Raw genomic sequence first — 24,794 nt, 5'->3', positions numbered from 1 at the left:
CAACAATCTGCTTTATTCCGCCTTCACCCCTTGAAGGCATATGTATGCCGGCCAGGATTTCCCGGGCCGGCTTTGATTTTTCGCTAAGGAAACTTAAAAATTTATCCTTGTGAATAACTCGAAATAAGGTTTTTGTAATCCAGCTCCAGCGCCTAGCCCCTCGAGGTCTTAAGCCGGTTCCCTCCGGAGGGCAGGCCCGTCCTGCGGGCCCCGTCTTAAGCTTGTCGGGGCTGACCAAGGGGCTTGCGCATCTTCTTCTTACAAAAAGAACCTTTGTATGTCATGCCATGTTACGACCAGCATCAACAGCATCAGCAGAGCGAATCCGATAAAGTGGACAAGGCCCTCCTTTTGCCGGTCGACTGGTTTGCCCCTGATCGCTTCGACAGCGAAGAAAAGGAGCCGCCCGCCGTCAAGCGCAGGAATCGGAAGCAGGTTCATGATACCAAGGTTGACGCTAAGCATTGCGGTCCATTTCATTAGGACAAAGATCCCGGATTTCACCACCGTATCAGTTGTCGCGTAAATCCCGACCGGACCACTAAGCATGTCGATGGCGAATTGTCCGGTCACGAGAAGGCCAAGCATCTCGAAAATTTTCTTGGACCAGTAGACCGTTTCACTAAACCCGTAAGATACAGCCAGCATAGGTGATTTTTCAACAGGGCTGTATACCCCGATAATCCCAATTTTCTCCTTTTCGACTTCCTGGGCTTTCGGTGTAACAGGAATGGCAATTTCTTTCCCTTCGCGTTCTACAACAAAATCAAGTTCTTTATTCGGATTTTTCCTGATGATTTCTACAACGTCCTTCCAACTCGATATTTCCGAGCCGCTAATGCTTTGGACAACATCGCCCTCCTTCAGCCCCGCTTCCATTGCGGCGCCGCCATCGGCAAGCTTGCCTAGTCTCGGGTCATCTGAAGGAACCCCTTGGATAAAAGCAAGCGTCAGAAAAATAAGGAAGGCAAGGATGAAGTTCATCATTGGTCCCGCAAAAATCGCCATCGCCCTTTGGCCTAGTGTCTTGGAGGCGAATTGGCGGTTGTACGGCGCAATCTGTGTTTCAACACCGTTTTCTACTGTTACCGCTTCAGAATGTACCGCGAACGTTTGGAGAGTTTCTTCGGCATCATCTGGATAGCCCTTCAACACCAGTTCTCTTTCCAGGTCAGCCTGCTCGACTTCCATTATCCTGGCATCCGGGAACTTGTCCTTGTTGTTCAGGATGATCTTGCTTACCTTTCCGTCCTGGCCAAAAATAAGGCCTATCCTGTATCCTGGTTTAATTTCAACGGCTTCGGGATCATCGCCGGCCATCCTTACATACCCGCCGATTGGCAGAAGGCGGATTGTATACAGCGTTTCTCCCCTTTTATACGTAAACACCTTTGGGCCCATGCCAATGGCAAATTCCCTGCAGAGTATCCCGGCTCTTTTTGCAAAAATAAAGTGCCCCAATTCGTGGAAGAATACGATCGCCCCGAAAATGATAATAAACGCTATGACTGTATTCAATAAAAAAACCACCTTTTAAAAGAGTTCCGCATGTACGTCTGAACTACGGTATTGCCTGGCTTCCCAAATTGCGAACCATGACACATAAAATCGGAAATCATTTACTTCCTTCTATCGAGGAGCGATTGAATTAAGTTCCTCGCATCCCTGTCGGCTTGAAGGATTTCTTCGAGCCCCGGATTCGCAATCCGTTCATGAGTATGAAGCGCCGTTTCAATCAAATCCTCAATTTCAAGAAAGCGGATACGCCCTTCCAGGAATGCAGCAACGGCCGCTTCATTCGCGGCGTTCAGGACGGTTGGCAGTGAACCGCCAGCTTTTCCCGCTTCATAGGCGAAACGCAGGCAACGGAACCGTTCAAAGTCCATCTCCCGGAAATGCAGCTTTCCGATTTCGGCCAGGTTTAGCCGTTTTGCAGAAGAAAGCGGAAGCCTGTCTGGATATGTTAGGGCATATTGGATAGGAACCCTCATATCCGGACTCCCTAGCTGGGCAATAATACTTGAATCATGGAACTCTACCATCGAATGGATGATGCTCTCCCGATGAAGAAGAACATCAATCTGTTCGTATGGCAAGTTAAACAGCCAATGGGCTTCAATGACCTCAAGCCCTTTATTCATCATCGTGGCCGAATCAATTGTAATCTTCGCCCCCATTGACCAATTGGGGTGGTTCAGGGCATCCTCGACAGACACGTCCTTCAATTCCTCCCTGCCCCGGTCACGGAAGCTTCCCCCGGATGCCGTAATGATCAGGCGTTCGATGTTTTTTGCGTTTTCTCCTTGCAGCGCCTGAAAGATGGCGGAATGCTCGCTATCGACCGGAAGAAGGGCTACCCCTTGCTTCTTCGCCGCATCCATTACAAGATGGCCAGCCGTAACGAGTGTTTCCTTGTTTGCTAGTGCGATTGTTTTGCCCCATGCAATTGCTTCAAGCGTCGGTTTCAGCCCAACGCTACCAACAACGGCGTTGACAACTACATCCGACTTTTCAAAGGTTGCAACACCTGAAAGGCCCTCGGCGCCGTATGAAAAATCAATCCCCGGAAATTCCGTTTCAAGCTTTAAAGCATCTTCCTTATCCTGAACGGAAACATAATCCGGTTTGAATTCGGTAATGATTTTTCTGGCAAGCCCGATATTCCGGCCTGCGGAAAATGCGGCCAGCCTGAAGCTTTCAGGATTTTCCCGGATGATGTCAAGTGTCTGGATGCCGATTGAGCCAGTGGCGCCCATCAAACTAATAAATTTCATGATTTCCTCTCCTAAAAAAACTGCCCCTGTTACGATGACGAGTCATATTGGCCTTCCTTTATTCAGATAAGCTGGAATAAATGAATTAACGGCCATACGAATAACAGGCTGTCGAATCTGTCAAGGATGCCGCCATGCCCCGGAAGGATTTTACCGGAATCCTTAATATTGTATTTACGTTTGAATGCGGATTCGGCCAGGTCCCCAAGCTGTCCAAAAACAGACAGGAGCGCCGTTATCACAAGCAATTTCAAAGGTGACGCACCAATATCGCTAAAGAACAAGAAGGCCAGGGCGACAAGAAGCGCGCACACAACCCCACCAATCGCTCCCTCAACCGTCTTGTTCGGACTGATTTCCGGCCAAAGTTTCCGTTTTCCAAAAGCGCGTCCAATAAAATACGCGCCCGAATCAGTTGCCCACATAATAAAAAGGGAGTAAAAAAGCCAGATTAGGCCACCTGCTTCCCTAGTTTCCATAAAATAATAAAAACCCGCCCCAACGTAGACCACCGCCATCACCATAAATGACGAATCGTCAAATGTGAACCGGTTCTTTGCTGCGACTGTATAAGCGAGAAGCAGCAAAACAGCCAGGATGGCAATTTCATGCTTTTCCATTCCGACATCGGATAAAAACCCCATATAATCTTTGGGAAGAATCAATAGCCACATTGTCAAAAGCGATACGATTCCTGGAAAGGAAACGAGCTTTATATTTTTCATTTTTGCGAGTTCATACAGGCCGACGCTAGCAAGTAGATATGCCAGAAGGACAATAGGCAAGCCCCCGACGATGACAATCGGTAAAAAAAGAGCCGCTGCTATGACTGCAGTTATAATTCGTTGCTTCATTTAATCTCAGGCAATCAGCCCTTCCAAAAATAGAACGCTTTGGCTGGCGATTTGCCTTTCCTCCTTCTCGATATAAATGGCGAATTGGCGGTGTTGCATCCTTAAAAGCATCAAAGGATTGCAATGTACCCTACGATTTTTAAGAGCCTTCAAGCCCGCCGAATCTTCGCTGCCGGTTCTGGTAAGCCTCGACTGCTTCAAGGAAATCTTCCTCGCCAAAATCCGGCCAAAGTACATTCGTAAACCAAAATTCGGTATACGCAAGCTGCCAGAGCATGAAGTTGCTGAGACGGATTTCTCCACTCGTCCGGATCAACAAATCCGGGTCAGCCATCTTTGAAGTCATCAAGTAAGAGGAAAAGGCCTCTTCGTCCAAGCTGTTTGCATTTAGTATACCACTCTGGCAGTCTTTTAAGACATGTTTCACAGCATCGATGATCTCCGCCCTGCTGCCGTAATTAAGGGCAAAATTGAGGACGAGGCCTGTATTCTCCTTCGTATCCTCAATTGCCCGGTTAATCGCCTTCAAGGTGTGCGGAGGCAGTTTTTCCTTGTAGCCGATCATTTGGACGCGGACATTTTCTTTCACAAGCTCCGGAAGAAACGATCCGAGAAACTCCTCAGGCAACTGCATGAGATAATCGACTTCATTTTTTGGCCTTTTCCAATTTTCAGTCGAAAAAGCGTATAATGTCAAGGCTCCGATGCCAAGTTCATTGGCAAGCCTCGTAATTCTCCTGACAACTTTCATTCCTTCATGGTGCCCTGCTACCCTCGGCATCGCTCTTTTTTTGGCCCAGCGGCCGTTCCCGTCCATAATAATCGCAATGTGGGCAGGGACTCCGGAACTTTTAACGAAGTCTATCCTGTCTCGGAGAGTGGAAGGGGCATTTTGGGTCTTCCAAATTTTAAGTTTGTTTAACATGTTCTTGCTCCTCCAGTTCAATCAATCTTCCCTCCGATAAAGGGGTGAATCGTTTGCGGGCGGGCCCCGCCCCCGGGCAAGGCCCCTTCGCATTTCGTTTGTCCAGCGGCGGGGCCTGGGGCTCGAGGTCGCTTCGGCCCTTCTGATGAAGCCAAAAACCGGCTTCCTCTTCCGGTCCTCCAGCGCTGGTCGCCCCGGGGCAAGGCCCCTTCGCATTTCGTTTGTCCAGCTGCGGGGCCTGGGGGCTCGAGGTCGCTTCGGCCCTCCAGATGAAGCCAAACCCCGGCTTCCCCTTCCGGTCCTCCAGCGCTTGTCGCCCCCGGGCAAGGCCCCTTCGCATTTCTATGTATATGCCTATGTTTTTTTGACATGCTTTTATCATACCAAAAAAGAAAGAAGATATCTCTTTTAAAAAGCATTATGGCACCAATTTTCTATAAAAGCCCCAAAAGCGGAAAAAACCCCATTAAGGGGCTTTTTACCGGATGGAAATCCTTGGTTGTTAAACTTCCAAGATTTCCTTTTCTTTGTCTTTTGTAATCTGATCGATTTTGGTAATGTGCTCATCCGTGATTTTCTGGATATCATCGGAATAGCCGCGAAGGTCATCTTCCGTGATTTCACCGTTCTTCTCCAGTTTCTTTAAATCATCGTTTGAATCACGGCGGATATTGCGGATGGCAATCTTCGCATCTTCGGATTCCTTTTTGACAACTTTGACGAGCTCTTTGCGGCGTTCCTCAGTCAATTGAGGAATCGCAATGCGGATAAGCGATCCATCGTTTGTGGGATTTAGGCCAAGGTCCGATTTCAGGATAGCCTTCTCAATGTCGTTCAAGATGCTTTTGTCATATGGTTGGATGACAAGCAACCTTGCTTCTGGCGTACTGATTCCAGCTAGCTGGTTTACTGGGGTAGGAGCGCCATAATAGTCGACTGTAATCCGGTCAAGAAGCGAAGCGCTAGCCCTACCCGCCCTGATTGTCGCTAGCTCCCGGGTGTATGCTTGAATTGCTTTGGCCATTTTTTCCTTTGTGTTGCTAATGACTTGTTTCGGCATTATTATTTCCCCCTAACAATAGTTCCGATTTTTTCACCCATTACTACACGTTTAATATTGCCTTTTTCCATAATGGAAAAAACAATTAACGGGATGTCATTGTCCATGCATAACGATGATGCGGTCGAATCCATGACAGCCAGCCCTTCCTTCAATACATCCAGATAGGATAGCTCTTCGTATTTCTTCGCATTTTTATCGTGGCGCGGATCTGCGGAGTATACCCCGTCTACGTTGTTTTTGGCCATCAAAATGACCTCCGCCTCTATTTCGGCTGCCCGAAGCGCGGCAGTGGTATCTGTCGAGAAATAAGGATTGCCTGTTCCGGCTGCAAAAATGACGACGCGTGTTTTTTCAAGATGGCGAATCGCACGGCGGCGGATATAAGGTTCGGCAACTTGGCGCATTTCAATCGATGTCTGTACGCGGGTTTCTATTCCGAGCTGCTCGAGGCTGTCCTGAAGGGCCAATGAGTTCATTACAGTGGCAAGCATCCCCATATAATCGGCAGTGGCACGGTCCATGCCCATTTCTTCACCGATTTTCCCCCGCCAAATGTTTCCTCCCCCAACGACGACTGCTACCTCGACGCCCAGTTCGGCAACTTCCTTTACCTGTTCGGCTATGGATTTGATGAATGCAGGGTTGATTCCGAAGCCAGCATCACCGGCAAGGGCCTCTCCACTTAATTTTAAAACAACACGTTTATATTTGGGATTGCTCATAAAAACCTCCTATGTAATCTGAGGCCATCGCATGCCTAGTCAGAAGAAATCCGGATCACCGTCTACGAAGGCGGATGTCCGTAATGAGTTTTTTCTTAAAAAATAGGGAACACCGCGTGTTCCCTATCCCTTTTGAAACGATTTTCAAATGGCGAACTAACGCCCTTCTAAATGAATTGCCTATTTTTTATTTACCTGGCTCATTACTTCTTCAGCAAAGTTGTCTTCGCGCTTTTCAATTCCTTCGCCTACTCCGTAACGGACGAATTCGCGTACTGTCGCGCCTTTGGACTCAACGTATTGGCGAACTTTTTGGTCAGGGTTTTTAACGAAAGTTTGGTCAAGGAGGCAAACATCCTCAAAGTATTTTCCAAGGCGGCCTTCAACCATTTTTGCAACAATGTTTTCAGGCTTGCCTTCATTTAGGGCCTGCTGAGTAAGAACCTGGCGCTCACGCTCGATTTCTTCAGCGGATACCTCATCACGGGAAACATATTTAGGGTTAAGGGCAGCGATGTGCATGGAAACATCCTTCGCAACACTTTCATCCGCTGTTCCTTCAAGGACAGATAGAACCGCGATGCGGCCGCCCATATGAAGGTATGCACCGAACGCATCATTGTCAGATTTAGTTTTGATTTCAAAGCGGCGAAGGGAAAGCTTTTCACCAATTTTTGCGATTGCAGCATTAATGTGCTCTTCGACCGTTGCACCATTGTCCATTTTTTGTCCTACTGTTTCCTCGATGGAAGCAGGCTTGTTCTTAAGAAGATGGTCAGCAAGCTCCTGAACAAGAGCCTGGAAGCCTTCGTTTTTAGCAACGAAGTCTGTTTCGGAGTTTACTTCCAGGATAACAGCGTCGTTTCCTTCAACCTTGATTGCAGCAAGGCCTTCAGCCGCGATGCGGTCGCCCTTCTTCGCAGCTTTCGCAATCCCTTTTTCGCGAAGGTAATCGATTGCTTTTTCCATATCACCGTCAGTTTCCTGAAGGGCCTTTTTGCAGTCAAGCATGCCTGCACCTGTTTTTTCACGAAGTTCTTTAACCATTTGGGCAGTAATCGCCATATGAAATTCCTCCTTTTAATCTATGTACATTGGTTCGATAATCTTTCTGCAGTACCCGTGCGTTTCACTACTGTATTATCATAGCCAGCCTGGGATATTGTAAACCTTCTGCAGCTTTTAATTCTTTGCTTTTACTTATCTAGCTCCAGCAGCCAGCGTCTAGTGTCCTTCGGTCCCCTCACTACGATAAGTCAACATCGAATCGCTTAGTGCTCCTGCGCCATAGCTTATTCATGGAAGCATACCTTCAGCTCGTCGCAAAGCCCACGTAGCTTTTCGGAGATGTAGCTTCATGAAGTGATGCAAGGCAGTAGCTTCGCTCTTCGTGTTTCCTTTATCTCATGTCGAGGCCCTCCAGGCCTATATGCTCCTGCGCCAAAGCTTTTCGAAGAAGCGGCTGTTCAGCTCGTCGCAAAGCGCATGATGCAAGCTCTAAGATGTTTCTCATGCAGAAAATTTCATCGTAGTAGCTTCGCCGCTAAACGGCTACTTCCGCTTTTACTTTAAAAAAAGGTGATAAAGGGTGTTCCCTCTTATCACCTTTTTATTTACCGTAGATGAACGAATCTTTGCTTATTCGGCAGGGACAGCTGTTTCTTCACCTTGTTTTGCTTCAAGGATCGCATCAGCCATTTTGCCAGTCAAAAGCTTGACAGCACGGATAGCGTCATCGTTCGCAGGGATGACAACATCGATTTCATCAGGATCGCAGTTTGTATCAACGATACCAACGATAGGGATGTTCAATTTGCGTGCTTCAGCAACAGCGATGCGCTCTTTGCGAGGGTCGATGATGAACAAAGCATCTGGAAGAGTCTTCATATCTTTGATACCGCCAAGGAACTTTTCAAGGCGTTCTTGTTCTTTCTTAAGCTGAACGACTTCTTTCTTTGGAAGTACCTCGAAAGTGCCGTCTTCTGCCATTCTTTCGATATCTTTTAGGCGCGCGATACGCTTTTGGATTGTTTCGAAGTTTGTAAGTGTTCCGCCCAACCAGCGTTGGTTGACATAGTACATTCCGGAACGTTCTGCTTCTTCTTTAACAGAATCCTGAGCTTGTTTCTTAGTACCAACGAACAGCATTGTGCCGCCTTGGCCTGCAAGCTCCTTTACAAAGTTGTAAGCTTCTTCAACCTTTTTAACTGTCTTTTGAAGGTCGATGATGTAGATGCCGTTCCTCTCAGTGAAGATATATTTCTTCATCTTAGGGTTCCAACGGCGAGTCTGGTGACCGAAGTGTACACCAGCTTCAAGCAGTTGCTTCATAGAAATGACTGACATGTTTTTTCCTCCTAATGGTTTGATTTCCTCCGCCTGTATCGGCTTCAGCGGGAACTGGCTTGCCAGCACCGCCCGCATGAATCAACAGACGTGTGTGATTAACACCATGTAGTAATATAGCACAAGACGAATCGACAATCAAGAATTTCATTGAAAAACCGGAAGTTTTCTGCAAAAAAAACATATGCCTGCCGGTGAACGCCCGGCAGGCATTGATTCATTAATTTGAACGAAGCTTATCCAACTCAACGAGGAACTTATCATTAAGGACTTTAATGTATGTTCCTTTCATGCCAAGTGAACGTGATTCGATAACGCCCGCGCTCTCAAGTTTCCTTAGCGCATTGACGATAACGGAACGGGTAATGCCCACACGGTCAGCGATTTTTGAAGCGACCAATAGGCCTTCATTTCCATTAAGCTCTTCAAAAATATGCTCGATCGCTTCAAGCTCGCTGTAGGAAAGGGAGCTGATCGCCATTTGGACAACCGCTTTGCTCCTTGCTTCCTCTTCAATTTCCTCGGCTTTTTCACGAAGGATTTCCATACCGACTACTGTTGCGCCGTATTCGGCAAGAATCAGGTCATCATCATGGAACTTTTCATGGAGCCTTGCAAGAATCAGCGTCCCCAAGCGTTCGCCTCCGCCAATAATCGGCACGATTGTTGTCAGCCCTTCTCGGAACAAATCCTTGTTCTCAACAGGGAAGGCGGTATATTCACTTTCCACATCAAGGTTCGGGGATGTTTCATGGATATCGAAAAGACCTTTCGTATATTCCTCAGGGAACTGGCGGTCTTCAAGCATTTTCTTCATCCGCTCGTTTTCGATCTGCTGGTTAATCGCAAAGCCTAGCAGCTTCCCTCTGCGGCTGACAACAAAAATGTTAGCCTCGATAATTTCACTTAACGTTTCGGACATTTCCTTAAAATTGACCGGTTTACCCGCCGCTTTTTGCAAAAGCGCGTTTATCTTTCTCGTTTTTGTTAATAAATCCATTTTTCTATTCCTCCTATATGCTGCATCCATTGCTAAATATAATACTGCTTCTATTGGAATGTCTATCTCTGAATTTACCCTTTAGAGACCGTGGCAAAACGGCGTCTTAGAGGATGAACTGGCTTAAATCCTTATTTCTTGAAATTGCCCCCAATTTTTCCTCCACGTATTGGGGAGTGATGACAATTTTCTCAAGGTTTATATCCGGCGCTTCAAAGGACAAATCTTCAAGGAGCTTTTCAAGGATTGTGTGAAGCCTTCTGGCTCCAATATTGTCAGTATTTTGGTTCACTTCGAAAGCGACTGCCGCAATTCTCTGAATAGCATCGTCAGAAAATTCAATTTCTATACCTTCTGTCTGTAATAAAGCTACGTATTGTTTAATCAATGCATTGTCGGGTTCTACAAGGATTCGGTAAAAGTCATCCACCGTCAATTTGCCGAGTTCAACCCGAATCGGGAATCTTCCCTGCAATTCAGGAATGAGGTCGGACGGCTTAGCCATGTGGAACGCGCCAGCGGCGATGAAAAGGACATGGTCTGTTTTCACCGGCCCATATTTCGTCACCACCGTAGAGCCTTCAACGATCGGAAGGATGTCCCTTTGGACTCCTTCTCGGGAAACATCCGCGGATGCTCCCCCCGAGCTTTTACTTGCGATTTTGTCGATTTCATCGATAAAAATAATCCCTGTCTGCTCCGCCCGGAAGACTGCGTCCTGGGTCACCTCATCCATATCGATCAGCTTTGCGGCTTCCTCGTTTGTTAAAACAGCCCTTGCCTCCCTGACTGTAAGCTTCCTTTTCTTTCTCTTTTTGGGCAACAGGCTGCTGAATGCATCTTGCATGTTCATGCCCATCTGCTCCATGCCTGAACCCTGAAGCATATCAAACATTGACGGCGCCTGTTCTTCCACTTCTACCGTAACAATTTCATTTTCCAACTCGCCCTTTTCAAGCCTTTCTTTTATAACGGCGCGTTTTTGCTGGGCGGAATAATCGTCATTTGATTCCGTTTCCGGTTCAGGCTGTGCGTTGGCACCCCCAAAAAGCATTTCAAGGGGATTCTTGTAGTTGGCTTGTTTTTTCGCGGAAGGGCCCAAAAGGTCGATTAGGCGGCGGTTTGCGTTTTCTTCCGCCCTCCCTTTTACCTTTTGCATCTTTTCAGCCTTAACAAGCCGGACTGCGGTTTCAACAAGATCTCGTACCATCGACTCGACGTCGCGGCCGACATATCCGACTTCCGTAAACTTTGTTGCCTCGACTTTTATGAAAGGCGCCCCGGTTAATTTGGCGATCCTTCTAGCAATTTCGGTTTTTCCTACCCCTGTCGGCCCAATCATCAGGATGTTTTTCGGAATGATTTCGTCACGGATGCTTTCTTCGAGCATTTCCCGGCGATATCTGTTCCTGAGCGCAACCGCCACCGCTTTTTTCGCGTCCTTCTGGCCAATTATGTACTGGTCAAGTTTTTCGACAATCTGGCGGGGGGTTAAACTAGCTGCCTTTGACATATTCGCATTCTCCTTCCAGTTACAGCTCTTCGACTATGATATTCGTGTTTGTGTAAACGCATATATCAGCTGCTACTTCCAATGAAGCCTTTGCGATTTCCCGGGCCGTCAAATGGTCCCCGGCGAAATTTTTCAACGAACGGCCAGCAGCCAGGGCATAATTGCCGCCCGAACCAATGGCCAGAATGCCATCATCCGGTTCGATGACTTCGCCAGTTCCGCTTACAAGAAGGAGATAATCCTCGTTCATGACGATCAGCATCGCTTCAAGCCTTCTTAATACCTTGTCGCTCCGCCATTCCTTTGCAAGCTCCACGGCCGCCCGCTGCAAATTGCCGTTGTATTCCTCAAGCTTTGATTCGAACAGCTCGAACAATGTAAAGGCGTCCGCCACGGAACCCGCAAATCCTGCCAGTACCTTTCCATTAAATATCTTCCTTACCTTTTTGGCTGTGTGTTTCATCACAACCGCATTCCCGAATGTCACCTGGCCGTCACCAGCCATGGCGCATTTTCCCTTGTGCCTGATCGCAAAAATCGTAGTCGCATGGAATTGGGACATGGTGCACCCCCTTAATAATTTGAGCATTATTCGGCTTTTACGCCCTTGGATGATGGGCCATATATGTTTTTTTCAGCTTTTCGTTCGTGACATGCGTGTAGATTTGCGTCGAGGACAAGAATGAATGCCCGAGAAGTTCCTGGACCGTCCTCAAATCTGCGCCGTTATTTAGAAGATGTGTGGCAAACGTATGCCTCAGTTTGTGTGGATGGATTTTTCCAGTAAGGGACGATTTTTCAATCATGCTATCCAGTATGGTGCTTACTCCACGTGTTGTAAGGGGACCACCTCTGTGATTGAGAAAGAGGGCATCCTGGTTCGGTTTTCCTTCAAGCAATTTTTTCCTTCCGTCGCCAATATACGTTTTAAGAGCCTCGGCAGCCTTCGCTCCAAAAGGGACATACCTTTCCTTGCTGCCTTTTCCCATTACAAGAACGGTCGAAAGGAAGAAATCGAGATCCTTAACGGAAATATTGCAGCACTCGCTCACACGGATTCCGGTCGCATATAGAAGCTCCAGCAAAGCTAAATTCCGTTGGCCGAGAGGGGTATCGGTCGGGCACGCGTCAAACAGGATGTTCAACTCATCTTCATAGAAAAACTCGGGAAGCCTTTTTTCCCCCTTCGGCAAAATGACAACAGCAAAAGGATTCTCTTCCACAATGTTTTCCCTTAACAGGAACTTATAAAAGCTGCGCAGGCTTGAAATTTTCCTCGAAATGGTTTTCCTTGCCTGCTTTTGGCCAAAAAGTTTTGTAAGAAAAAGCCTGGCATCGTGGTATTGAACGTCTTTTACGTCGACGATGCCCTGTTCAGCCATCAGGATAAAAAATTCATTAATTGCATGGTGATAATGGTCAATTGTATATTGTGATGAATTTTTTTCAATTTGTAAATATTCAAGAAATAACTTTAAACAAACGTTCACATTTCCCATTTAAACCACCTCGCACGGCCTTTTAAATAGTAACATACACAAAATACACATGCAAGGAACTTTACAAATTTTTCACAAATTTCTGAATTGTTTCAATTGCGCGATTTGCATATTGAAGGTACCGTTCCTGTTTCCCTTTAATCCTTACCGGCAGCTCAGGGAACAGGCCAAAATTTACGTTCATCGGCTGGAAGTTATCCGGGTTGGCATTGGTAATGTAGTGGGCCATGCTCCCCATTGCTGTTTCAATCGGGAATTGCACTGGTTCCTGTCCAAGTGCAAGCCTGGCAGCATTGATCCCGGATATTAGGCCGCTAGCCGCCGATTCCACATATCCTTCCACACCGGTCATTTGCCCGGCGAAAAACAAATCTCTCCTTGCGCGGAACTGATAAGTAGGGTTAAGGACTTTCGGAGAATTAATGAAGGTATTCCTGTGCATGACGCCGTAACGGACAATTTCAGCATTTTCAAGGCCAGGAATCAGTTGGATTACTTCTTTTTGCGGTCCCCATTTCAAATGTGTCTGAAATCCGACAATGTTATACAGTGTGCCAGCAACATCATCCTGGCGAAGCTGGACGACGGCGAATGGCCGCTTTCCTGTTTTCGGATCTTCAAGGCCCACCGGTTTCATCGGGCCGAAGAGCATCGTTTTCTTTCCCCTTGTAGCCATCACCTCGATCGGCATGCATCCTTCAAAGAAAACTTCCTTTTCGAATTCCTTAAGGGGAACCGTTTCGGCAGACACGAGGGCGTCATAAAACCGATTGAATTCCTCTTCCGTCATCGGGCAATTAAGATAGGCCGCTTCCCCTTTGTCATAGCGGGATTTCAAGTAAACTTTATCCATATTTATGCTATCTTTCTCAATGATAGGCGCGGCGGCATCATAAAAATACAAATACTCCTCGCCGGTTAGCTCTTTTAGGCGAGCGGAAAGGGACGGGCTTGTCAGCGGCCCTGTTGCGATGACGGTAATTCCTTCCGGTATTTCGTCAACTTCTTCATTGATGACTGTAATATTCTCATGATTCCTGACAAGATTCGTGACCCTCCCGGCAAACTCATGCCTGTCCACGGCCAAAGCTCCCCCTGCGGGAACAGAGCATTGGTCTGCGGATGAGATAATGACGGAATCTAGCGTCCTCATTTCTTCCTTCAATACACCGACAGCATTTGTCAGCGCGTTCGCCCTTAGTGAATTACTGCACACAAGTTCCGCGAACTTATCTGTATGGTGGGCGGGAGTCTGCCTTACCGGCCTCATTTCATAAAGCCGTACCTTCACTCCGCGTTGGGCAATTTGCCACGCAGCCTCGCTTCCGGCCAGGCCAGCCCCCACCACATTTACTATTTTCTCGCTCATATTTCAACCTCCAGGATTGTTCAATTCAACTACTTCCACTAATAGCAGATGGTCTATCCACATTCATCTCCATCTTGCGTTTAACAATACGTACAGGCAAGCAAAAAGTTTCAGCTAATTGCCATCATGCAAAATTGGATGCTGTTTCTGATTCTATGCCCAAAGGAAAGGAGCGGGCATTTCAGCCCACTCCTAGCTTTGCTGCTCTTCCTTGTAATCACAATTGGAGCACTGTACCTGAACGCCTTTTTTCAGCTTCTTCTCAATCAGGACATGGTCGCACTTCGGGCAATTCCTTGGAAGCGGCTTATCCCAGGATAGGAAGTCGCATTCCGGGAAACGGTCGCATCCATAGAAAATCCGCTTTTTCTTGCTTTTCCGTTCAATGACCTGGCCTTTTTCGCATTTCGGGCATGTGACACCAATTTCCTTAACAATCGCCTTTGTATTCCGGCAGTCCGGAAAATTGCTGCAGGCCATGAACTTGCCAAAACGGCCCATTTTAAAGACCATAGGGTTGCCGCAGTTTTCGCAATCTTCGCCGGCAGGTTCATCCTTGATTTCTACTTCCTGCATTTCCTTCTCGGCTACTTCAAGCCTTTTCTCGAATCCTTCATAGAATTCGCCTATAATCTTTACCCAGGCAACTTTGCCGTCTTCAACATCATCAAGATCCTGTTCCATTTTGGCGGTGAACTCGACATCGAGAATCTCCGGGAAAAATTCCAGCGTCAGTTCATTGACAATTTCCCCAAGCTCCGTTGGGATAAACCTCTTATTATCAAGCGCAACATAACCGCGTTTCTGGATCGTGTCGAGCGTCGGGGCGTATGTTGACGGACGTCCTATCCCCAGTTCCTCCAGAGTCTTAACAAGCCGTGCTTCCGTATACCTTGGCGGCGGCTGGGTGAAGTGCTGCTTTGGTTCGATGCCGGTATTGCTGACCTCATGGCCTTCCTTTAAATCAGGAAGCATGCGGTCCGTTTCCTCCACCTGATCATCCGTACCTTCAACATACAGCTTCATAAAGCCTGGGAAGCGAATTTTTGAGCCTGTGGCCCGGAAGGTTACATTCCCATTTACAAGGTCGACACTCATCGTATCCATAACAGCCTGGGCCATCTGGCTTGCGATGAAACGATCCCAAATCAGCTTGTACAGCCTTAGTTGGTCCCTTGAGAGGAATTCCTTCAGTGAACCGGGATCACGGAATGAGCTTGTAGGGCGAACCGCTTCGTGGGCATCCTGTGCGTTTGTCTGCTTCTTCTCTTTTCCAGCTTCCTCTTTCAAGAAGTTCTCACCGAACACCGAGGAGATATAATTCTTCGCTTCGGACTGGGCAACTTCGGAGATTCTAGTCGAATCCGTCCTCATGTAGGTGATGAGACCAACTGTGCCCTCTTTTCCGAGGTCGATTCCTTCATACAACTGCTGGGCGAGCATCATTGTTTTTTTTGCGCGGAAATTTAACTTCCTTGCAGCTTCCTGTTGGAGGGAAGATGTTGTAAACGGCGGTGCAGGATTCCTCCTACGTTCCTTTTTTGTTACGGACGCGACGGTAAACCGGTCGCCGTTCATCCCAGCCAGCGCTTCTTTTACATCCTGCTCGGAATGGAGTTCCCTCTTCTGGCCGTCAATGCCGTAAAAGGACGCTTCAAATGCATCCTTTCCTTTTGTAAACGTTCCGCCAATTGTCCAGTATTCTTCCGGGACGAATGCCTGGATTTCCTTTTCACGGTCAATAATCAACCTGACAGCGACTGACTGGACCCTTCCGGCAGAAAGCCCTTTTTTGACTTTTTTCCATAGCAACGGGCTGATATTGTAGCCGACAAGCCTGTCGAGTATCCTTCTGGCCTGCTGGGCATCAACGAGATTCATGTTGATCGCCCTTGGATGCTTAAAAGATTCCTTGATTGCATCCTTGGTAATTTCATTGAAAACAACCCTGCACTCCGAATTTGAATCAACATCAAGGGTATTGGCCAGATGCCAGGCAATCGCTTCCCCTTCCCTGTCGGGGTCAGCCGCGAGATAGACTTTCTTCGCTTTCTTCGCGGCGGCTTTTAATTCTTTCAGGACCGGGCCTTTGCCGCGGATCGTGATATATTTTGGATCGAAATCATTTTCTATATCAACGCCCATTTGGCTTTTCGGCAAATCGCGTACATGGCCCATGGACGCTTTTACTTTATATTTTTTTCCAAGATATCGCTCGATGGTTTTCGCCTTTGCCGGCGATTCTACGATGACAAGAAATTCTGCCATTCAATCATCCTCCTTGAGAGGGATTATTCTAATACCTGTTGCAAAATGTATACCAGTTTACTGATAATTTCAACCTTTTTCGTAAAATTTACGCAAATATTTCCAATTGTCGTGAAGAAAACCATGCATGAATGGTCCATTTGGAGTTCATTGGTCTCCAGCCACTTACATTACTCCCGGATTCAGCGAATGTCAATAGCGGAGCTCCTCTAAAATATCCTCGGCCTTTATGATAAGTTTCGCGCCCTGCTGGATTAATTCGTTTGTACCAGTTGAAAAAGGGCTGAAAATGCTGCCTGGGAGCGAAAACACATCCCGGCCTTCATGGACTGCGTAATTCGCGGTTATGAGGGAGCCACTCTTATTTTTCGCCTCTACAATGAATGTTCCCCGCGAAAGCCCGCTGATAATCCTATTTCTCATCGGAAAATGCCAGCGGGCAGGCTTTGTGCCGGGAGGATGCTCCGATAGAACGAGTTGGCTTTTCATCATTTCAAATGCCAGCTTTCTGTTTTCCTCAGGGTATACATGATAAAGGCCGCCGGCGATTACTGCAATTGTTTTGCCTCCATTACGGATCGCGCATTCATGGGCAACCGTATCAACTCCCTTTGCCAGGCCGCTTACAATGACAGTCCCTTTTTCAATCAATTCCGGGAAGATGAGCCTGATTGCATTCTTTCCATAATCGGAAACCTGGCGGGACCCCACTACGGCAAGCTTTGGCGTGGCGTCGAGTAGTGATAGGTCTCCACTTGCAAAAAGGGCCCATGGAGGCTGATAGATTTGTTTTAATAGGGATGGATAACTGGAATCGAGAATGGTAATGATTGAGATGTTCCTTGCTTTATACTGTTGGAGAAGGATCGGGAGGGTTTCATCTATGTGGCGGGCTTGAGTCAAATCAGCAGCGGCAGAATCCTTCAAGGGTGGTAAAAACTTAAGTGCCGGGAGGCTTGCAATCGGCTCGGGCAGCGGCTCCGCCTTGAGAATGCGCCCAACGGAGTTCCATGTCGAATCAGGCCGGTGCAGAAGCCTAATCAGTTTGCTTCTAATCCTTTCCATCGGAAAAACCTCCATGGTATGATTTGTTTTTAAAAAAGTGAAAATTTTTGGAGCAGCAGAAATTACGAGGGGGGAGTGAAAGGTTCCATCGGATGAAAATAAGGCATCAAAGGATGCGGGAATAAGCCCTCCTAATCGAAGGGCTTCATTTCCCGCTATGCATTCATTAATGAGTTTTGCACTTTTCGTAAAGGCCTTTTTCCTTCAATACCTCAATCAGCGTTTCGCCCATAACGGAAGGAGTGTCGGCCACCTTGATGCCGCATTCGTTCATGACGCGGATTTTTTCATCCGCTGTTCCTTTTCCGCCGGAAATGATTGCGCCCGCATGGCCCATCCTCTTTCCTGGAGGGGCTGTCCGTCCGCCGATGAAGCCAACGACTGGTTTTGTCATGTTCGCTTTTACCCACTCTGCTGCTTCCTCTTCGGCAGTTCCGCCGATTTCGCCAATCATGATGACGGCATAAGTTTCAGGGTCTTCATTGAACGTTTTAAGTACATCGATGAAGTTCGTTCCATTGACAGGGTCGCCGCCGATTCCGACTGCGGTTGTCTGGCCGATTCCAGCTTGTGTCAGCTGGTGGACTGCTTCGTACGTTAGGGTTCCGGAACGGGAAACAACGCCTACATGGCCTTTTTTATGGATATAGCCAGGCATGATGCCGATTTTGCATTCGTCGGCTGTGATGACGCCAGGGCAGTTCGGTCCGACAAGCCGGGTTTTCTTCCCTTCCATATAGCGCTTTACTTTTACCATATCAAGGACCGGAATATGCTCTGTGATGCAGATGGCAATGTCAAGCTCGGCATCGACAGCTTCAATAATCGCATCCGCTGCGAATGGGGCCGGGACGTAGATGACGGAAGCGTTTGCACCAGTTGCATCCACAGCTTCTTTTACTGTATTGAACACAGGTACGCCTTCCACTTCCTGCCCGCCCTTGCCCGGAGATGTTCCGCCGACAATTTTCGTGCCGTATTCCAGCATTTGCTTCGTATGGAAAAGTGCCGTTGATCCAGTGATTCCCTGGACGATGACCTTTGTGTCTTTATTGATAAAAACGCTCACAACAATTTCCCCCTTTTATTTCACCAAAGAAACGATTTTCTGGGCACCGTCAGCCATGGATTCAGCAGCAACGATGTTCAGACCGGATTCGTTCAGGATTTGCTTGCCAAGTTCAACGTTCGTCCCTTCAAGGCGCACAACAAGCGGAACTTCAAGCCCTACCTGTTTCGCAGCCTCGACGACACCCGTCGCAATGACGTCGCACTTCATGATTCCGCCGAAAATGTTGACGAAGATGCCTTTTACTTTCGGGTCGGAAAGGATAATTTTGAATGCCTCGGTAACCTTTTCGGCTGTGGCACCGCCGCCAACATCAAGGAAGTTCGCTGGGTCGCCGCCGTAATGCTTGACAATGTCCATCGTCGCCATTGCCAGGCCGGCTCCGTTTACCATACAGCCAATGTTCCCATCAAGGGCGATATAGCTCAGGTCGTATTTCGATGCTTCAATTTCCTTTGGATCCTCTTCTTCAAGATCGCGGTATTCAAGAATATCCTTTTGGCGATAGAGGGCATTGGAATCAAAGTTCAGTTTTGCGTCAAGCGCCAGAACTTTTCCATCCCCGGTTACTACAAGAGGGTTGATTTCTGCAATAGAGCAGTCTTTCTCAATGTAAGCATTGTAGAGGCTGGTCATGAATTTGACTGCCTGGCCGACAAGTTCCTTCGGTATATTGATGTTAAAGGCAAGTCGGCGCGCCTGGAACGGCTGAAGACCGATAACAGGGTCGATTTCTTCCTTGAAAATCTTTTCAGGTGTCTTTTCGGCAACCTCTTCTATTTCCGTACCGCCCTCCTCGGAACCCATCAGGACGACACGGGACGTAGCCCGATCAAGAACGAGGCCGATGTAATATTCCTTTTTAATATCACAGCCTTCTTCAATTAAAAGGCGTTTAACCTCTTTCCCTTCAGGGCCTGTTTGATGAGTGACCAGCGTTTTACCAAGAATTTCACTCGCATATGTACGCACTTCATCAAGATTTTTGGCAACTTTAACACCGCCGGCCTTTCCCCTGCCACCAGCATGGATTTGCGCTTTTACGACACAAACCTTTGTTCCAAGCTCACGCGCGGCTTCTACCGCTTCTTCAACCGTGAACGCCACTTTTCCATTAGGGACCGCTACTCCATATTTCCTGAGTATTTCTTTCCCCTGATACTCGTGGATATTCATTTCCCATCCTCCTAACAACCTGTCGAAAATTGCACTGCGCTTTCATTTTATATAAAGCCTCGTGGCTTGTCCACACTTTAGGCAAAACATTCCTCTCATCTGAGAGTTCTCTTCATTGCTTTGTCATTTTTAGAGAGTTGCGCATTCGAATCAGTTTTCAGGAAGGTTCCAGGTATCATCAGCCATCTTTACCGGAGCGAACGATTTTCTGTGGTAAGGGGTTATCCCGTATTTTTTAATCGCTTCCATATGCTCTTTCGTGCCATAGCCCATATTTTTTTCAAATCCGTAAACGGGATATTGTTGGGCGATTTTTTTCATGAACCTGTCCCGTTCATTTTTAGCCAAAATGGAAGCCGCGGCAATCGATATGCTTTTTGCATCCCCTTTGATGATGGCCTCAGAAGGAAAAGGCATATCAAGTTTGACAGCATCGGCAAGGACATAGTCAGGCAGGGGCGAGAGGGCGGCGATTGCTGCCTTCATCGCTTTGATTGACGCTTGGTAAATATTCAGTTCATCTATTTCCTCCGCTCCGACCAGACAGGTGCTGAATGCGATGGCATCACGTTTAATGATCTGCTCATATTCTTCCCGTTTTTGGGGCGTGAGCTTTTTTGAGTCGTCAAGCCCTGGAAGAAAAAAATCTTCCGGAAGGATGACCGCGGCCGCGGCGACAGGCCCCGCCAGAGGCCCCCTTCCGGCTTCGTCGGTTCCTGCAATCCATTTATAGCCCTGCTCCCGCGCTTTCATCTCAAAAGCCGTCATTTCGAAAAATTTGGCCTTCATTTCCCCTTCGTCCAGCTTTGCCTTGTTCCATTTCCTGAGGAGTGCTGCGACCCCTTTCCGGCCATCCATGCCCAATTCGCGCAAAAATGGATCGCGTTCATCTGTAATTAAAGAGAGCTTTTCTTCAATTTCCCTGATACTTAATTTAGTCATTTGGTTACTGCCCCTATGTATTGATTTAATGAAAGAAGGCCCCCGACAAGAGAGCCTACTTCGTTTCATTTTCACTTTTTTCAAAAACCTCTTCCGGCCATTCAAAGGTAAGCGGCCCGAACTTTTCCATCCTGATTTCACGGACGACCAGTTCGGCGACTTTGTCATAATCAATCGTCCCTCCGCTGCCAAGTGCCCCTCTTAGCTTGCCGATATGGTCAAAAAGCTCTACCGGGTCTTCCGGAACCTCATCTAACTGGTACCTCTCCGTCAACCGACTATGATACTTCATGTCCAGAAACCTCAATCCATAAAGGGCTAATTCCTGCAAATTAAGGAGGGTATCCTTTATTGCTCCGGTAAGTGCAAGCTTTTTCCCTACCTCTTGATCTTCAAACTTCGGCCAGAGGATGCCCGGGGTATCTAGGAGTTCAAGTTCCTTGCCAACCTTGATCCATTGCTGCGCCTTTGTCACACCGGGAGTATTCCCTGTTTTGGCAATATTTTTTTTGGCAAGCCTGTTAATCAGCGTCGACTTGCCCGCGTTCGGGATACCGACGATCATTGCCCGGATTGCCCGCGGCTTAACGCCCTTTGCCCTTAGACGGTCGAATTTTTCCTTAAGTATTTCATGGGAAGCGGCGGTTATTTCCTTCATTCCTTCCCCAGCCTGCGCGTTGATTGCCAAAGCCTTTATTCCTTTCTCCGCGAAATAGCGGATCCAGGCCTTAGTGGCTTCTTTATCGGCCATGTCCGCTTTGTTCAGCAGGACAAGCCTCGGTTTGTGCTGGATGATTTCATCGATCATCGGATTCCTGGATGAATAAGGGATCCTGGCATCAATAAGTTCAAAAATGATATCGACGAGTTTTAGTTTTTCGGTTACTTCCCTGCGCGCCTTTGCCATGTGGCCAGGAAACCATTGGATGGTCAATGCGGCCACCTCCTGTAGCATTTAGTAGAAAATTACTCTTCCAATTTTACAATGCGCATATCCTCGACAGGCCAGTACACAACACTTGTTTTTCCAAGCACTTTTTCCATAGGAATGGTGCCAATGTGGCGGCTGTCCTTGGAATACCTGCGATTGTCCCCCATTACAAACAATTCGCCCTCGGGGACGGTCTTCTCGCCGATTTTTTCTTCAAGTGTGAACGGATCGGTCAGCGGGCCGTCAACGACCATTTTCTTGTAGGCATCCAAATACGGCTCTTCGTATGCTTTCCCATTTACATAAAGGGTATCGTCCTTATATTCAATATGGTCCCCAGGGAGGCCGATTACACGCTTAATATAATCTTTTTGCTCCGGAGCGTGAAAAACAATGATGTCGAACCGTTCTGGCTCCCCTATGCGGTAACTAAATTTATTGACAATCATCCTGTCCTGGTGCTTCAGGGTCGGCATCATCGACTGTCCGTCAACGACAATCGGTGCAAAAAGGAAATAGCGGATGACCGCGGCAAGCGCAACAGCGACAAGCAGCGCTTTGGTCCATTCCCATACTTCATTTTTCTTTTTCGTCATAATGTGTTTCCCACCCATTTCCCTTAAAGTTGATTCCATACTCTATTTTACATAACCCGACCCGCTTAAACACAAATGGAAAGCATTTTTCAGGAGCCGATTTGATGATTGTTAAAAAAATGAAACATTTGGGCAGCGGTTAGCTTATTTTTTCAGAAAAAGGCCGGTAATCAAGCCCCGCGCTAAACAAATGAAGCGCCATCGCGGGGCACCGGCCGATAATGGCTGGGAGACCTGGCGAAGGCGCTTCCTTGTTTTCTTGTCTCGCTCAAGCGCAATGAACGCTTGCTGCGTGTTATTATCGAATTTCTTTGATACGGGCTTTTTTCCCGCGAAGTTTGCGCAGGTAGTAAAGCTTCGCACGGCGGACTTTACCGCGGCGGATTACTTCCAATTTCGCAATTTTCGGTGTGTGGACAGGGAAAGTACGCTCTACGCCTACTCCATAAGAAATTTTACGGACAGTAAAAGTTTCGCTGATTCCACCACCACGACGCTTAATCACAACACCTTCGAACAACTGGATACGCTCGCGTGTGCCCTCGACAACCTTAACGTGTACACGTACAGTGTCACCAGGACGGAACGCAGGAAGATCCGTGCGAAGCTGTGCTTTTGTGATTTCATTGATTAATTGTTGCATCGTATTCAACTCCTCCCACAGATGCTCTTGCAATCCATTGCCTATGCAGCGGAACATCGTTTTCAAGGGCTTAGCCGGAAACCGGTTCAAGCCACAAGATGTATCTTATCATAAACAGCGGCATGGTGCAATAACTACCGCCCTTCTTTTTTGATCTCCTCTAGCCATTTTCTTTGGACGGGTTCAAGTTCGATGGCTTCGAATAAATCCGGGCGGCGGTTCCACGTTCTCCGGAGCGATTCCTTCGTCCGCCATTCTTCGATCAGCTTATGGTTGCCCGAGATCAGCACATCCGGGACCTTATGTCCGCGGAAATCCGCTGGCCTTGTATAATGGGGATGCTCTAGGAGCCCCGTGCTAAATGAATCCTTCCGATGGGATTCCTCGTTTCCGAGTACCTCTGGGAGTAGCCGTACGACACTGTCGATTACGACCATCGCCCCAAGCTCCCCGCCAGTCAAAATAAAATCGCCAATCGATAGTTCATCCGTCACCAGATGCTCCCGTATTCTTTCATCATAGCCCTCATAATGGCCGCATATAAAAATCAAATGCTCTTCCTCGGCAAGCTCCTCCGCTTTCCGCTGGGAATGGCGTTCTCCTTGTGGACAAAGGAGGATAACCCTTGGCCTTACGGAAGCGCCTTCCGATAGAGCCTGGACGGCATCGAAAATCGGCTGCGGCTTCAACACCATGCCAGCCCCGCCTCCATACGGGTAATCGTCGACTGTTTTGTGCTTATTGTCCGCAAATTCGCGGAAATTTACGACATTGTAGTCGACAGCCCCTTTTTCTGCCGCTTTTTTCAAAATCGAGCTGCCGAATACCCCATCGAACATTTCCGGGAATAATGTTAACACATCGATTTTCATCATGACAGGAGGCCTCCCATCGGGTCGATGATAACCGTCTTTTCTTTTACATCCACTTTAAGGACGACATGCGCGATATAGGGGATCAAATGCTCCTTGCCGCCCTTCCCTTTTACGACCCATACATCGTTGGCCCCAGGGGTAAGGATTTCGGATATCTTCCCGATTTCCTCTCCTTCTGTCGTGAATACCTTGCAGCCAATGATTTCGTGGAAATAATACTCATCTTCCTTCAGGTCGCCAAGCTGAGATTCATGCACTTTAAGAATCCCATCCCGGAACTTTTCAACATCGTTTATATTCCCGTAGCCTTCGAACTGGAGTAAATCGAAGTTTTTGTGCTGTCTGTGGGCTTTCACCGTTAGTTCCATCGGCTCTTTTTCCTTGGGGAGGAACAAATAGAGCTTGCTTCCGGGTTTGTACCTTTCGTCGGCGAAATCTGTTCTTGAAATGACCCTGACCTCGCCGCGAATACCATGGGTATTGACAATTTTCCCGACGTTGAACCATTTATCCATCTGCATCACCTCTTGCGTATCTCTTCAATAATCCCGTCGCGAATGATAATTTCCTCCTGGCTATCCTCCCAGGGATCTCCAGGCTTAATGTCGATAATTGCCTGTACTTCGGATTCTTTTAATTCGCTCCCTAATGGTAGCATATGCAGCTGTCCAATTTGAAACTCAAGCTGCTCCATCCTTTCCTTCCGGGAGAGGATTTCCTTTTCAAATTGCCTTTTGATTTCAGCGGGTGGAAGCTTGCCTGCCTTCTCGAGCTTTTTCTGTTCGAATTTCAGCTGGCCGCATTCTTTCTCAAGCTGCGCTTTCGTATGCAGGTAAGCATCAAGCAGCTTTTGTCGGCTCGTTTCCGTAAGGACTTGCTTTACTGCGACAGTGCGGAGAATTTTCATACAAAAACCTCCTATATGTAAAGATACTAACAAAATGCGTAAGCGCCTTCGCGACAAGCAAAAACCGCTTGTCACTGCGATGATTATTCTAAGGAGCTTTCCTTAGTGGTCAGCCCCGACAAGCTTAAGACGGAGCCCGCAGGACACTGAATGGCATCCCTGAATTCGCCCACGCACGAAGGAAATGCGGGCATTTCCGAGGACGGGCCTGCCCTCCGGAGGGAATCACGAAATGCATAAGCGGCTTGCCCAGGGGC

24 protein-coding genes are annotated in these 24,794 nt (G+C 47.7%); all 24 read right to left on the bottom strand.

Annotated elements, in window-relative coordinates; genetic code table 11:
• Positions 1-258: 258 nt before the first annotated feature.
• The 24 genes from rseP to V1499_RS09315 all read right to left on the bottom strand — a co-directional run bounded on the left by rseP (position 259) and on the right by V1499_RS09315 (position 24,537).
• Entirely contained in the window at positions 259-1,518 is a 1,260-nt protein-coding gene (rseP, locus tag V1499_RS09430; RefSeq protein WP_409275696.1) for an RIP metalloprotease RseP, read from the bottom strand.
• A gap of 101 nt (positions 1,519-1,619) precedes the next feature.
• The gene (locus V1499_RS09425) at positions 1,620-2,774 is read right to left on the bottom strand and encodes a 1-deoxy-D-xylulose-5-phosphate reductoisomerase (RefSeq protein WP_409275694.1); all 1,155 of its coding nucleotides are present in this window, start codon (positions 2,772-2,774) and stop codon (positions 1,620-1,622) included.
• A 62-nt stretch (positions 2,775-2,836) separates the two neighbouring features.
• Positions 2,837-3,628 (bottom strand): phosphatidate cytidylyltransferase, encoded by a 792-nt coding sequence (locus V1499_RS09420; RefSeq protein ID WP_409275692.1) that lies wholly within the window; start codon positions 3,626-3,628, stop codon positions 2,837-2,839.
• Between the two features lie 139 nt (positions 3,629-3,767).
• A complete protein-coding gene (locus V1499_RS09415; RefSeq protein ID WP_409275690.1) occupies positions 3,768-4,553 on the bottom strand; it encodes an isoprenyl transferase in 786 nt (261 codons plus the stop codon).
• A gap of 502 nt (positions 4,554-5,055) precedes the next feature.
• Complete coding sequence (frr, locus tag V1499_RS09410; protein ID WP_409275688.1) at positions 5,056-5,613, bottom strand: ribosome recycling factor; 558 nt, start codon at positions 5,611-5,613, stop codon at positions 5,056-5,058.
• Between the two features lie 2 nt (positions 5,614-5,615).
• A complete protein-coding gene (gene pyrH, locus V1499_RS09405; protein WP_316568514.1) occupies positions 5,616-6,338 on the bottom strand; it encodes a UMP kinase in 723 nt (240 codons plus the stop codon).
• Between the two features lie 180 nt (positions 6,339-6,518).
• The gene (gene tsf / locus V1499_RS09400; RefSeq protein WP_409275686.1) at positions 6,519-7,403 is read right to left on the bottom strand and encodes a translation elongation factor Ts; all 885 of its coding nucleotides are present in this window, start codon (positions 7,401-7,403) and stop codon (positions 6,519-6,521) included.
• Between the two features lie 573 nt (positions 7,404-7,976).
• Positions 7,977-8,684 (bottom strand): 30S ribosomal protein S2, encoded by a 708-nt coding sequence (gene rpsB / locus V1499_RS09395; protein WP_409275684.1) that lies wholly within the window; start codon positions 8,682-8,684, stop codon positions 7,977-7,979.
• 220 nt (positions 8,685-8,904) lie between these two features.
• Positions 8,905-9,684, bottom strand: coding sequence for a GTP-sensing pleiotropic transcriptional regulator CodY (gene codY / locus V1499_RS09390; RefSeq protein WP_409275682.1), 780 nt, complete (start codon positions 9,682-9,684; stop codon positions 8,905-8,907).
• Positions 9,685-9,790: 106 nt separating this feature from the next.
• Entirely contained in the window at positions 9,791-11,197 is a 1,407-nt protein-coding gene (hslU, locus tag V1499_RS09385) for an HslU--HslV peptidase ATPase subunit (protein ID WP_409275680.1), read from the bottom strand.
• Positions 11,198-11,216: 19 nt separating this feature from the next.
• Positions 11,217-11,759 carry an ATP-dependent protease subunit HslV gene (hslV, locus tag V1499_RS09380; protein ID WP_409275678.1) on the bottom strand — a complete coding sequence of 181 codons (543 nt, stop codon included), beginning with the start codon at positions 11,757-11,759 and terminating at the stop codon, positions 11,217-11,219.
• 37 nt (positions 11,760-11,796) lie between these two features.
• Positions 11,797-12,696 carry a tyrosine recombinase XerC gene (xerC, locus tag V1499_RS09375; protein WP_409275676.1) on the bottom strand — a complete coding sequence of 300 codons (900 nt, stop codon included), beginning with the start codon at positions 12,694-12,696 and terminating at the stop codon, positions 11,797-11,799.
• A gap of 61 nt (positions 12,697-12,757) precedes the next feature.
• A complete protein-coding gene (gene trmFO / locus V1499_RS09370; protein ID WP_409275674.1) occupies positions 12,758-14,065 on the bottom strand; it encodes an FADH(2)-oxidizing methylenetetrahydrofolate--tRNA-(uracil(54)-C(5))-methyltransferase TrmFO in 1,308 nt (435 codons plus the stop codon).
• A gap of 192 nt (positions 14,066-14,257) precedes the next feature.
• On the bottom strand, positions 14,258-16,333 hold the full coding sequence (gene topA / locus V1499_RS09365; protein ID WP_409275672.1) for a type I DNA topoisomerase: 2,076 nt from the start codon (positions 16,331-16,333) through the stop codon (positions 14,258-14,260).
• Between the two features lie 192 nt (positions 16,334-16,525).
• Positions 16,526-17,398, bottom strand: a complete 873-nt coding sequence (gene dprA / locus V1499_RS09360) for a DNA-processing protein DprA (RefSeq protein ID WP_409275670.1) — start codon at positions 17,396-17,398, stop codon at positions 16,526-16,528.
• A 166-nt stretch (positions 17,399-17,564) separates the two neighbouring features.
• Positions 17,565-18,467, bottom strand: a complete 903-nt coding sequence (sucD, locus tag V1499_RS09355; protein WP_409275668.1) for a succinate--CoA ligase subunit alpha — start codon at positions 18,465-18,467, stop codon at positions 17,565-17,567.
• A gap of 15 nt (positions 18,468-18,482) precedes the next feature.
• Positions 18,483-19,643, bottom strand: coding sequence for an ADP-forming succinate--CoA ligase subunit beta (gene sucC, locus V1499_RS09350; RefSeq protein ID WP_409275666.1), 1,161 nt, complete (start codon positions 19,641-19,643; stop codon positions 18,483-18,485).
• Positions 19,644-19,793: 150 nt separating this feature from the next.
• Positions 19,794-20,585, bottom strand: a complete 792-nt coding sequence (locus V1499_RS09345) for a ribonuclease HII (RefSeq protein WP_409275664.1) — start codon at positions 20,583-20,585, stop codon at positions 19,794-19,796.
• Positions 20,586-20,640: 55 nt separating this feature from the next.
• Positions 20,641-21,519, bottom strand: a complete 879-nt coding sequence (ylqF, locus tag V1499_RS09340; protein WP_409275663.1) for a ribosome biogenesis GTPase YlqF — start codon at positions 21,517-21,519, stop codon at positions 20,641-20,643.
• 32 nt (positions 21,520-21,551) lie between these two features.
• Positions 21,552-22,112, bottom strand: coding sequence for a signal peptidase I (lepB, locus tag V1499_RS09335; RefSeq protein ID WP_409275661.1), 561 nt, complete (start codon positions 22,110-22,112; stop codon positions 21,552-21,554).
• 298 nt (positions 22,113-22,410) lie between these two features.
• Complete coding sequence (gene rplS, locus V1499_RS09330) at positions 22,411-22,755, bottom strand: 50S ribosomal protein L19 (RefSeq protein WP_316568499.1); 345 nt, start codon at positions 22,753-22,755, stop codon at positions 22,411-22,413.
• A gap of 134 nt (positions 22,756-22,889) precedes the next feature.
• Positions 22,890-23,627 carry a tRNA (guanosine(37)-N1)-methyltransferase TrmD gene (gene trmD, locus V1499_RS09325; RefSeq protein ID WP_409276267.1) on the bottom strand — a complete coding sequence of 246 codons (738 nt, stop codon included), beginning with the start codon at positions 23,625-23,627 and terminating at the stop codon, positions 22,890-22,892.
• A complete protein-coding gene (gene rimM, locus V1499_RS09320) occupies positions 23,627-24,145 on the bottom strand; it encodes a ribosome maturation factor RimM (protein ID WP_409275659.1) in 519 nt (172 codons plus the stop codon). Before rimM ends, trmD begins: the two co-directional genes overlap by 1 nt.
• Before the next feature lie 5 nt (positions 24,146-24,150).
• Positions 24,151-24,537: a YlqD family protein gene (locus V1499_RS09315; protein WP_409275657.1), complete on the bottom strand. Its 387-nt coding sequence runs from the start codon at positions 24,535-24,537 to the stop codon at positions 24,151-24,153.
• Positions 24,538-24,794 lie beyond the last annotated feature (257 nt).

Origin of the sequence: Neobacillus oceani (assembly GCF_046237595.1) — a bacterium.
In the GTDB taxonomy this organism is placed as follows: domain Bacteria; phylum Bacillota; class Bacilli; order Bacillales; family Cytobacillaceae; genus Bacillus_D; species Bacillus_D oceani.
Note: the sequence above shows the minus strand (reverse complement) of the source record. Positions and strands in the feature narration are given on the sequence as shown.

Excerpts from the sequence above, each read along its gene's own strand:
- dprA (WP_409275670.1), bottom strand. The coding sequence starts at position 17,398 with ATGGAAAGGATTAGAAGCAAACTGATTAGGCTTCTGCACCGGCCTGAT.
- pyrH (WP_316568514.1), bottom strand. The coding sequence starts at position 6,338 with ATGAGCAATCCCAAATATAAACGTGTTGTTTTAAAATTAAGTGGAGAG.
- trmFO (WP_409275674.1), bottom strand. The coding sequence starts at position 14,065 with ATGAGCGAGAAAATAGTAAATGTGGTGGGGGCTGGCCTGGCCGGAAGC.
- tsf (WP_409275686.1), bottom strand. The coding sequence starts at position 7,403 with ATGGCGATTACTGCCCAAATGGTTAAAGAACTTCGTGAAAAAACAGGT.
- V1499_RS09315 (WP_409275657.1), bottom strand. The coding sequence starts at position 24,537 with ATGAAAATTCTCCGCACTGTCGCAGTAAAGCAAGTCCTTACGGAAACG.
- frr (WP_409275688.1), bottom strand. The coding sequence starts at position 5,613 with ATGCCGAAACAAGTCATTAGCAACACAAAGGAAAAAATGGCCAAAGCA.
- rimM (WP_409275659.1), bottom strand. The coding sequence starts at position 24,145 with ATGGATAAATGGTTCAACGTCGGGAAAATTGTCAATACCCATGGTATT.
- codY (WP_409275682.1), bottom strand. The coding sequence starts at position 9,684 with ATGGATTTATTAACAAAAACGAGAAAGATAAACGCGCTTTTGCAAAAA.
- V1499_RS09425 (WP_409275694.1), bottom strand. The coding sequence starts at position 2,774 with ATGAAATTTATTAGTTTGATGGGCGCCACTGGCTCAATCGGCATCCAG.
- lepB (WP_409275661.1), bottom strand. The coding sequence starts at position 22,112 with ATGACGAAAAAGAAAAATGAAGTATGGGAATGGACCAAAGCGCTGCTT.
- V1499_RS09420 (WP_409275692.1), bottom strand. The coding sequence starts at position 3,628 with ATGAAGCAACGAATTATAACTGCAGTCATAGCAGCGGCTCTTTTTTTA.
- hslV (WP_409275678.1), bottom strand. The coding sequence starts at position 11,759 with ATGTCCCAATTCCATGCGACTACGATTTTTGCGATCAGGCACAAGGGA.
- topA (WP_409275672.1), bottom strand. The coding sequence starts at position 16,333 with ATGGCAGAATTTCTTGTCATCGTAGAATCGCCGGCAAAGGCGAAAACC.
- rplS (WP_316568499.1), bottom strand. The coding sequence starts at position 22,755 with ATGCAACAATTAATCAATGAAATCACAAAAGCACAGCTTCGCACGGAT.
- V1499_RS09345 (WP_409275664.1), bottom strand. The coding sequence starts at position 20,585 with ATGACTAAATTAAGTATCAGGGAAATTGAAGAAAAGCTCTCTTTAATT.
- sucC (WP_409275666.1), bottom strand. The coding sequence starts at position 19,643 with ATGAATATCCACGAGTATCAGGGGAAAGAAATACTCAGGAAATATGGA.
- trmD (WP_409276267.1), bottom strand. The coding sequence starts at position 23,627 with ATGAAAATCGATGTGTTAACATTATTCCCGGAAATGTTCGATGGGGTA.
- xerC (WP_409275676.1), bottom strand. The coding sequence starts at position 12,696 with ATGGGAAATGTGAACGTTTGTTTAAAGTTATTTCTTGAATATTTACAA.
- hslU (WP_409275680.1), bottom strand. The coding sequence starts at position 11,197 with ATGTCAAAGGCAGCTAGTTTAACCCCCCGCCAGATTGTCGAAAAACTT.
- V1499_RS09415 (WP_409275690.1), bottom strand. The coding sequence starts at position 4,553 with ATGTTAAACAAACTTAAAATTTGGAAGACCCAAAATGCCCCTTCCACT.
- rpsB (WP_409275684.1), bottom strand. The coding sequence starts at position 8,684 with ATGTCAGTCATTTCTATGAAGCAACTGCTTGAAGCTGGTGTACACTTC.